The organism is Pseudonocardia lacus, from assembly GCF_018531445.1.
GTDB lineage: Bacteria > Actinomycetota > Actinomycetes > Mycobacteriales > Pseudonocardiaceae > Pseudonocardia > Pseudonocardia lacus.
Map to the genome: position 1 here is coordinate 1 of NZ_JAHDTH010000413.1, position 2,425 is coordinate 2,425.

A 2,425-nucleotide genomic window follows, 5' to 3' on the forward strand; every position below is an offset into this window, starting at 1 on the left:
CACAACACCCACGCAGTAATCACCAGAGAGCCGGATGCGAGGAAACCCGCACGTCCGGTTCGGGCCGGGGGCCGCCGGAAAAGGACCCGCCACAGCGGCGGGCACCTCGCCGGCGGCCTACCGGGGCACCGGCTAGAGCACCTTCCGGGCGCCCGGCAGGCTGCGCACCACGTACGCCACCGCCCAGCACAGCGGCACCGCGAGCGCCGTGAGCAGCGCGAACTTCACCACCGCCGGCGCCGCCACCCCACCGAGGGCGTAACCCACAGCGACGAGCACGACCGGGTGGACCACGTAGACGGCGTAGGCGTGGGTCGACAGGAACCGGCTGGTGGGCCCCTGCCCGCTCCAACGTGCGCGGAACTGCACCAGCAGACCGATGACCATGCCGACGGCCAGCGCCGACTCGCAGATCGCGGCGACGAGCGAGGGGAGGGTGCCGTTGCCGAGGAACTCCTCACCGCCGGAGGTGAAGATGACGAGGAGCAGCCCGACCGCGGCAGCGCCCGCCACGGCGAAACCGACCCGACCGGCCGTCCGCGACAGGCCCTCCAACCAGCCTCGCCGTGCCGCGACCAGGCCGACGACGAACAGCGCCGCGTACTGCGGCAGGTACGCCGGGGTGGGCAGCCCCAGGACCTCCTGGCCCATCGGCACCGCGATGCGCCACAAGTAGGTGGCCAGCGCCAGCGCGGCGGTGAACCCGACGACGGCGACCGCGCCGGGCGCCCGCCCCGTCGGCGCCGCCGCGGGTGAGCGGCCCATCAGGCGCCAGAGGACGTAGAGCGCGCTGAACAGCAGCAGCACCTCGACGAACCACATCGGGCCGGGGTCCGGGGAGAGCAGGTACTGCCAGTAGGACAGATCGGCCGCTCGGTCCGTGTCCCGGGCGTAGATGTCGAAGCTGATCAACGGACGCAGCACCAGCAGCCAGGCCAGCAGCGGCACCCCCAGGCGCAGCAGCCGCTGCCCCAGGAACGGGCCGGGCCCCTTGCGGTCGTAGGAGCCCGGCACGAACAGCGCCGAGATGAGGAAGAAGGCGCCCATGAAGAACGACTGGTTGAGCACGAGCAGGATGTCCAGCAGCGTTCCCGACGGGTCCGTCGCCCCCTCGACGTAGTACCAGAGCGGGATGTTGCTGTAGCCGATCGCGGCGTGGTGGACGACCACGAGCACCGTCAGGACGGTGCGCAGGTTGTCGACGTGCAGGAGGCGCGTGGGCGCGGTGGGCGGCGCCGGCGGCCGGCCAGTGGGTCGTGTCATCGGATCCCCCGTATCGTTCGGACACCGGGACTATACGCATATGTGTACGTAGGTTGCTACGACTCTCGGTGCGCCGGGCGCGCCTGCAGGTGCAGAGCTCCGCGCGACGGGGAGGCTGGGACCGGTTGTGGTGTGGCGCACAACGCCCGGAGGGCGGACCTGCACGGCGATCCGCCGGGCAGGCGCCTGCCCGTACCGCGTAACGATCAGTACCGGTTCGCGAGTCCGAAGTGGAGCGGCTCCCTCAACGGGATGATGCGACATCGTCGGTCAGCGACCAGTACCGGTGGCTGCCGCCCCGATCGGCGCGTCTGCGCGCTCGTCCGAGGAGAAGGGGTCTTCACTCGTTGACGACGACGAGGGGGTCCACGAAGATCGTCTCTTCACGTCGATAGGCTCCACCCGCAGCTCGCAGGTGGTAGACGAAGGATCGAGGAAGTCAGCATGAGCGGCGGTTCGGAGACAGGCGGGAATTGACCCGTTTCGACGAAGGCCCCGCCGTCGGCTGGGTCTTCGTCATTCCCCGCTGGCGTAGTCGGCCTTGAATCCCATCCTCGAGTTCAGGGGTGGGTTGTCGCCCCAGAAGCTGACCCGGATGTCCTGCCCCTTCCGCTCCCGCTTCATGTTCGGTGCGTCGACCTCCATGATGCGGAGGCGGTCGGTCGTGGCGGCCCTGCGGAACGTCACGGTGTATTCGAAGTGCCGGATCGTCTTGACGAACAGCACGTCGAACGTCTCGGGTGACTTGCCGGACATGAGGTCGACCGAGTAGCCCGGCCAGCGCCACTCGCTCACGACGGTGTGGCCGGCGCGGACCAGGCGGCCGAGGTGGATGTAGACCTCGAGGCGGGGGAATCCGTTGGCGCTGCGGCCCCACCTCGATGTTGCATCGGCGCGAACCCCGCCCTCGCCGTCTGGCTCTGTGCCGTGGCGGACTCGCACCTTGACGAGCCGGCGAGCCCGGTCGGTGAGAGGGGTGTCGCTGTAGTACGCCAGGTTCATGGTGACGTGGTGCGGCGTCTTCGCATCGGCCAGTGAGGTGATCTCAGCAAGATCTGCGTAGCTCGATCTGCTCGAAATGGGTGAGCACTCGTGCGGCAGCGACGATGTCACCGATTCTCGACGGGCTTGCGGTGGTGTGGCGTAGAGCGCGCCAGCGGCC

At 69.3% G+C, this 2,425-nt stretch carries 1 protein-coding gene and 1 pseudogene; both read right to left on the minus strand.

The window, feature by feature from the left end:
* Positions 1–132: 132 nt before the first annotated feature.
* On the minus strand, positions 133–1,263 hold the full coding sequence (locus KIK08_RS38605) for an acyltransferase family protein (RefSeq protein WP_214408264.1): 1,131 nt from the start codon (positions 1,261–1,263) through the stop codon (positions 133–135).
* A gap of 516 nt (positions 1,264–1,779) precedes the next feature.
* Positions 1,780–2,425, minus strand: a pseudogene (locus tag KIK08_RS38610) (hypothetical protein); the annotation flags it as partial.

Coding starts and splice junctions, on each gene's coding strand:
- KIK08_RS38605 (WP_214408264.1), bottom strand. CDS start 1,263: ATGACACGACCCACTGGCCGGCCGCCGGCGCCGCCCACCGCGCCCACG.